This is a genomic window from Mesorhizobium sp. M0514, from assembly GCF_040321145.1.
Classification (GTDB): domain Bacteria; phylum Pseudomonadota; class Alphaproteobacteria; order Rhizobiales; family Rhizobiaceae; genus Mesorhizobium.
Map to the genome: position 1 here is coordinate 1 of NZ_JAMYQZ010000162.1, position 6,244 is coordinate 6,244.

General features: G+C 64.0%; 6 protein-coding genes. 4 read left to right on the plus strand and 2 right to left on the minus strand.

The features are described 5' to 3' along the window. The coding region (locus tag NKI61_RS32005) for a glycine--tRNA ligase subunit beta (protein ID WP_352842318.1) at nucleotides 1-1,235 on the plus strand (1,235 nt) is incomplete at its 5' end. 118 nt (nucleotides 1,236-1,353) lie between these two features. On the opposite strand, the gene NKI61_RS32010 is transcribed toward NKI61_RS32005, so the two are convergent. Together NKI61_RS32010 and NKI61_RS32015 are read right to left on the minus strand one after the other, a co-directional pair. Next, a complete protein-coding gene (locus tag NKI61_RS32010) occupies nucleotides 1,354-1,743 on the minus strand; it encodes a hypothetical protein (protein WP_023668461.1) in 390 nt (129 codons plus the stop codon). Between the two features lie 159 nt (nucleotides 1,744-1,902). Beyond that, nucleotides 1,903-2,361 carry a hypothetical protein gene (locus tag NKI61_RS32015; RefSeq protein ID WP_023706636.1) on the minus strand — a complete coding sequence of 153 codons (459 nt, stop codon included), beginning with the start codon at nucleotides 2,359-2,361 and terminating at the stop codon, nucleotides 1,903-1,905. Nucleotides 2,362-2,733: 372 nt separating this feature from the next. Between NKI61_RS32015 and NKI61_RS32020 the strand changes: the two genes are divergently transcribed. The 3 genes from NKI61_RS32020 to NKI61_RS32030 all read left to right on the plus strand — a co-directional run bounded on the left by NKI61_RS32020 (nucleotide 2,734) and on the right by NKI61_RS32030 (nucleotide 5,899). After that, on the plus strand, nucleotides 2,734-3,699 hold the full coding sequence (locus tag NKI61_RS32020) for an L-threonylcarbamoyladenylate synthase (protein WP_023709889.1): 966 nt from the start codon (nucleotides 2,734-2,736) through the stop codon (nucleotides 3,697-3,699). Between the two features lie 18 nt (nucleotides 3,700-3,717). After that, nucleotides 3,718-5,148, plus strand: coding sequence for an FAD-binding oxidoreductase (locus NKI61_RS32025; RefSeq protein WP_023687121.1), 1,431 nt, complete (start codon nucleotides 3,718-3,720; stop codon nucleotides 5,146-5,148). 184 nt (nucleotides 5,149-5,332) lie between these two features. Continuing rightward, nucleotides 5,333-5,899 carry a DUF6101 family protein gene (locus tag NKI61_RS32030; protein ID WP_023668457.1) on the plus strand — a complete coding sequence of 189 codons (567 nt, stop codon included), beginning with the start codon at nucleotides 5,333-5,335 and terminating at the stop codon, nucleotides 5,897-5,899. The last annotated feature ends 345 nt before the right edge of the window (nucleotides 5,900-6,244 follow it).

Consider the following 6,244-nt stretch of genomic DNA (forward strand, 5'->3'; position numbering starts at 1 on the left):
CCCTTGAGGGGGAGATGGCCGCCAGGCCAGAGGGGGTCGCTTCGGCTGCCGCGACGCCGTCCGGTCTCTCGAAGAAAGAGGGAGTTGGCACTCCACGCGAGACGACCCCCTCTGTCGCCTTCGGCGACATCTCCCCCTCAAGGGGGGAGATTACCGCGCTCGCCGCTCGCGCCGCCGTGCTGGCCAAGGCTGATCTCACGACAGAAGCAGTGGGCGAGTTTCCGGAACTGCAAGGCGCAATGGGCCGCAAATACGCGCTTCTGCAGGGTGAGCATCCGTCCGTGGCTGCGGCGATCGAGGAGCACTACAAACCGCAAGGTCCGTCGGATAGCGTGCCGACCAATCCGGTGTCGATTGCCGTCGCGCTGGCCGACAAAATCGATACGCTGGTCGGCTTCTGGGCCATTGATGAAAAGCCGACGGGGTCTAAGGACCCTTACGCGCTGAGAAGGGCCGCACTGGGCGTGGTGAGGATCCTGATCGAGAATGGGATCTCACTGCCGCTGACATCGCTCTTCGATAGTGCCTATCAAACGGCGAGTTATCTCGCGTCTAAGGCTGGACGGGCATTTGGGCCCGACCTCCTCGCCTTCTTCCACGACCGCCTGAAAGTCTATCTCCGCGACCAGGGCGCTCGGCATGATCTCATTGACGCCGTGCTGGCAGGTGGTGGAAGCGCGCCAATCTCCCCCCTTTTGGGGGCGGCGAAGCCGACAAAGGGGGGCGCTGTCCCGCCGACCTCTCATTCTGGCGCGCCCCCCTCTGCCCTGCCGGGAATCTCCCCCACAAGGGGGGAGATCGGCCAATCGCAGTCGGACGACCTCCTGCAGATCGTGCGTCGCGTCGAAGCTCTGGGGTCCTTCCTCGACACCGAGGACGGCAAGAACCTGCTCGCCGGCGCCAAGCGGGCGGCCAACATTCTGGCTGCCGAGGAGAAGAAGAAAACGCGCGTCGCCGAGACTGTTGAGCCGGCGCTGTTTCGCGAGGAGGCCGAGAAATCGCTGTTTGCGGCGGTGAATCAGGCGGAGAGAGAAGCCGGCGAAGCGATTCAAAACGAAGACTTTTCCGCCGCCATGCTGGCGCTTAGCGTGTTGCGTGAACCGGTTGATTCATTCTTTGAACGCGTTCTCGTGAATGATGAGGACCAGGCCGTGCGCGCCAACCGCCTGGCGCTGCTGGCTCGCATCCGCACGGCCACCGATCAGGTCGCGGATTTTTCCAGGATAGCTGGCTAAAGGGCAGATGCCCGAAGACAGCGACGACAAGGGCGGTGCTCCCACGCCGCCCTTCTTGTCCGGAACCAAAGTGTCAGTCTTGAGGCTGACTCCGTCAGTCCTCCAGAGGTTGACGAAGTCAGTCCTCCAAAATGCTGACATGCACGCTGTCTGAATAGACGTCGACCTGGATCAGCGGCTCGCCATTGACGATGGCGTTCCGTGTCGAGGAGCTCATCGCGCCACCGCGCTTCAGCATGCGTTCCAGATACGCGCGATCATCGTTGCTGCGGAACCAGTCATCGCCCTGGTCGTCGGCATCGCGCCGGTGGAACTTGTGCCAGTTGGCACGGTCCTGCCGCACCATCTGTGCTGCGCTGCTCAGCTCATAGCCGTCGCTGGCATGGTGGTCGCGATCGGAAATGCGCGCGACGTAGGACCCTAGCTCGTCACCGGCCTGCGCGCCGCCGACACCTATAGGTGACGCCAGCAACAGGCCGGCAATAGTCAAAGATTTCGTCATGTTCATGATAACCCCTCGCTCTCCTAGAACCCGGCGCGCTCATGCCAAACCCGATTGGCGAAATTGGGGCCGCCGCCGCCAAGCCGATCCTGCGCCGGGGCGTCGATCGGCGTCAAGCGGCATGGATCGGCCGACTGTCTTGGCCGACTGTTTTGGCTGAATGGCCTACTCGGCTTTGCCGACGCCCTCGATCGGCTGCTGCGGTGTTGCTGCCGGCTGCGGCGCTGCCGGTTGCGACTCGGGCTTGCCGTTCGATGCCGTTGCAGTTCCGGCTGGTGCGGTCTCTGCCGTCGGCTCAGTCGCCGGCGCCGCGGCGCTCGCCCTGGCCGGAGCCGGCGCGGCGAAGGCGCCGCCGACGATGCCGCCGCGAATGATCATCGGGTCCTGGCCGTGCCTAGGCTTTTCGGGGATCGCCGCGACCTTTTCATAAGTCACATCGGGCTGGGCATCGCCGAGTGCGACGATCGATGGCGACGAGGCGATCCTGACCGGTTCGGATCCGCCAACCTTGATGACCGATGGCGTCGAGGTCGAGACGCCGAGAAAGACGATCGACGAGGCGTGCGCCCCACCGGTCATCGCCGCCAGGGTGAAACCAAGCGCTCCAAGCACACGCATCGACATCGAAACCGTCCCCTTGCCCGACAAGCCGCCAGCCCTAACCGCAAATAGCCTTAACCCCAGTGGATTGATGCCGGCTTGCAGGGAAACGTAGCATTTTAGGCATTGATAATTCGCCAACGCCGGCTTGCCCGAAAACCACTGCCGTATTAGAGCAATTCCAGGAAAAGTGAGTAGCGGTTTTCCGTCCGGAATTGCGCAAAAACAAATACTTAGAGCGTTTCAGCGAACCGCTGAACCGCTCTAATGCATGTCGCTCAAAAGTGGCCCCGGTTTTGAGAGAACGACATGCATCAAAACAAAGACCTAAAGCGCGTCGCATGAATCCGGTTCAGCGCGACGCGCTTTAGGTCCGGTGCCTGTGAGGTGAAGCGAGTGGCTGAGATACTATCCGTCGGCGAAGCGATGGAGCAGGCGTTGGCGCTGCTTGAGGGCGGCGACGTCGTCGCCATCCCGACGGAGACCGTCTATGGACTGGCCAGCGACGCGACCAATGGCGTCGGCGTCGCCCGCATTTTCGAAGCCAAGGGCCGGCCGCGCTTCAACCCGCTGATCGCCCATGTCGCCGATCTGGCGATGGCCGAGCGCATTGCGATCTTCGACCCGCTTTCGAAGCGGCTGGCCGAGGCGTTCTGGCCGGGGCCGCTGACGCTGGTGCTGCCGCTCCGACCCGGCAACGGCATCCATCCGCTGGTCACCGCCGGGCTCGATACGATCGCGCTGCGCATGCCGAGGGGGTTCGGCGGCGAGCTGATCGCCAGACTCGGCCGGCCGTTGGCCGCGCCCAGCGCGAACTCTTCGGGCAAGATCAGCGCCACGACGGCGCAAGCCGTCGCGGCCGATCTCGGCGCCAAAATCCAGCTGGTGGTCGATGGCGGCGCCACCCCGGTCGGGCTGGAATCGACCATCGTCAAGGTCGAAGGCAACAGCGTGCGGCTGCTGAGGCCAGGCGGCATCGCTGCCGCCGATATCGAGGCCGTCACCGGCATTAAGCTGCAGCGCGGCGCGACAGCCGGCATCGAGGCGCCCGGCATGCTGGCGTCGCATTATGCGCCGCGCGCATCGGTGCGGCTCGATGCACAGAGTGTGGCTGAAGGCGAGGCCTTGCTGGCCTTTGGTGGCGACCGCGCCGAAGGCTGGCAAGCGGCGGCCGCCTTGCGCAACCTGTCCGCGTCAGGCGATTTGCGCGAAGCCGCAAGCAATCTGTTCGCGTATTTGCAGGAACTCGACCGCAGCGGTGCGGCGACGATCGCCGTCGAGCCGATCCCGTTCGATGGGCTCGGCGAGGCGATCAACGATCGGCTGTTTCGTGCCGCTGCCCCCCGTGACAAGCTCGATTGAGCGCCATAGTTTGCGCCCATGAACGACGCACCCTTCGACCTCGATCCCGCTCTCATCGCCCGCTTCGCGGCAATCGTCGGCGACAAATATGCGCTGCGCGACCAGGCCGATATTGCGCCGTATCTGACCGAGCGGCGCGGCCTATGGCACGGCAGGACCGCCTTGGTGCTGCGCCCCGGCAGCGTCGACGAGATCAGCCGGATCATGCGCCTGGCGAGCGAGACGGGAACGCCGGTCGTGCCGCAAAGCGGCAACACCGGGCTGGTCGGCGCCCAGGTGCCTGACGCATCCGGCCGCGAGATCGTGCTTTCTTTGTCGCGGCTGAACCGCATTCGCGAGATCGACGTCTTCTCCAACACGGTAACAGTCGAGGCCGGCGTTATCCTGCAGACGCTGCAGGAAGCGGCCGATGCCGCCGACCGGCTGTTTCCGCTGTCGCTCGCCGCGCAAGGGTCCTGCCAGATCGGCGGCAATCTCTCGTCCAATGCCGGCGGCACCGGCGTGCTTGCCTATGGCAATGCGCGCGAACTCTGCCTCGGCGTCGAAGTGGTGCTGCCGACCGGCGAGGTCTTCGACGATCTGCGCAAATTGAAGAAGGACAACACCGGCTACGATCTGAAGAACCTGTTCGTCGGCGCCGAAGGCACGCTCGGCATCATCACCGCAGCGGTGCTGAAACTGTTTCCCAAGCCCAAGGGGCGCGAAGTGGCCTTTGCCGGCCTGTCGTCGCCGGAAGCAGCGCTTTCGCTGTTCAGCCTGGCGATGGACCGGGCAGGGGCGGCACTCACCGCCTTCGAGCTGATCGGCCGGCGTCCGTATGATTTCACGCTGCGCCATGCGCAGGGCGTCACGCGGCCGCTGGCGCAGGATTGGCCATGGTATGTGTTGATGCAGGTGTCGTCGGGCCGTTCAGCCGAGGACGCCAGGGGGCTGATCGAAGAAGTGCTGTCGGCAGGCCTCCAGCAAGGCATCGTCGGCGACGCGGTGATCGCGGCCAGCCTGGCGCAGGGCGACGCGTTCTGGAACTTCCGCGAGGTGCTGCCGGATTCGCAAAAGCCCGAAGGTGCTTCGATCAAGCATGATATTTCGGTGCCGGTGGCATCCATCCCGGCGTTTATCGAAAAGGCGGCCGGTGCAGTGGCTTCGGTCAGTCCGCAGGCGCGCGTGGTCTGCTTCGGTCATATGGGCGACGGCAATCTGCACTACAACATCTCCCGGCCGGAGGGCGGTGACGACGAAGCGTTTCTCGGCCTCTACCACGCCATGAACCATGCCGTGCACGATGTCGTGCGCTCCTTCCACGGTTCGATCTCGGCCGAGCATGGCATCGGCCAGTTGAAGCGCGACGAACTGATCGCCACCGCGCCGCCAATGGCGATCGAACTGATGCGCCGGGTGAAGGCCGTCTTCGATCCGGCCGGCATCATGAATCCCGGTAAGGTTATCTGATCCTTTCAACATTTTGTGGCTGGTTTCATTCCGATAACCATCGCCTGAGATCAGCAAAATTTAACTGACTTTCTTAAGCCGCGCGGCAGAAGCTCGCGCTAATGTTTCACACAACGAGGCCGGGAAAACTGGCCCGGTGGGATCCGTGAAAGCGGCTCTCAGGAGAAACACAGGAAGGCAGCAGATGAACAGTGTATTGAAGCCCGTCTGGGCCGGGCGCAACATGCGCCTCGACCCATTCCGCCTGCCGCAAGTGGTGAGCTATGCCACGCGCGACGACTATGGCGACGTTACCTTCACCATCGACCAGCGCGGCGCCGTCATCCGCCGCACGCTCGAGATGAGCGGCGTGCCGGCGATCATCGCGCTGCCCGCCAACGCGTTTCGCGGCGTTGCCGCCCGCGCGATGGAGGATGCGCAAGGCAATGTCACGGTAACCCTCGAACTCCTGCACAACGACCCGATGCTGTCGGTGCCGCTGCTGGTGGCCGACGATCTCGACGACGTCGCCGCCGACTGGCGCGCCTGGGCCGACGCCTACCGGCTGCAGATGCTGCTGATCGAATCCGACGGCATTGCCCGCACGCTTGAGGAATCGCTCGGCGCCGCCATCAAGGCGCTGCCGGCCAAGGATCGCCGCAAGGGCCGGGTCTCGACCACGCGCCGCCCGCGCTTCCTCGCCCGCCGCAGGGCCGGCAATCTCGGGCTGAGGCTGGTGATCGACGGCCAGGAGATTATTTCGAGAGAGTAGCTTGACCGGCGATTGGCGAAACCGCCGACGACAGCCTTCTTCTCCCCGTCACTATACGGGGGTTGAGGAGCGGTCCGCGTAGCGGACGAAAAGCCAATTGCTTGGCTTTTCGAGTGACCAACGCCCGGCAGGGCGATGAGGGGCGGCGCTGACCGAGGCATTTCTCGCAATATCGCCGCTGTGCATCTCACCTCAACTGCAAAGATTGGCGCTGCCCCTCATCCGGCTGCCGGCACCTTCTCCCCGTGTAGTGACGGGGAGAAGGAGATTACGTCCGAACCGGATAGATAGGTAACAGAATGGACCGATAGCATGGGTGACAGTTTTCTTGTCCGCCGGAGGACC

Bases quoted from the DNA above. Each gene is read 5' to 3' on its own strand.
- NKI61_RS32030 (WP_023668457.1), top strand. From the start codon at position 5,333: ATGAACAGTGTATTGAAGCCCGTCTGGGCCGGGCGCAACATGCGCCTC.
- NKI61_RS32025 (WP_023687121.1), top strand. From the start codon at position 3,718: ATGAACGACGCACCCTTCGACCTCGATCCCGCTCTCATCGCCCGCTTC.
- NKI61_RS32015 (WP_023706636.1), bottom strand. From the start codon at position 2,361: ATGTCGATGCGTGTGCTTGGAGCGCTTGGTTTCACCCTGGCGGCGATG.
- NKI61_RS32010 (WP_023668461.1), bottom strand. From the start codon at position 1,743: ATGAACATGACGAAATCTTTGACTATTGCCGGCCTGTTGCTGGCGTCA.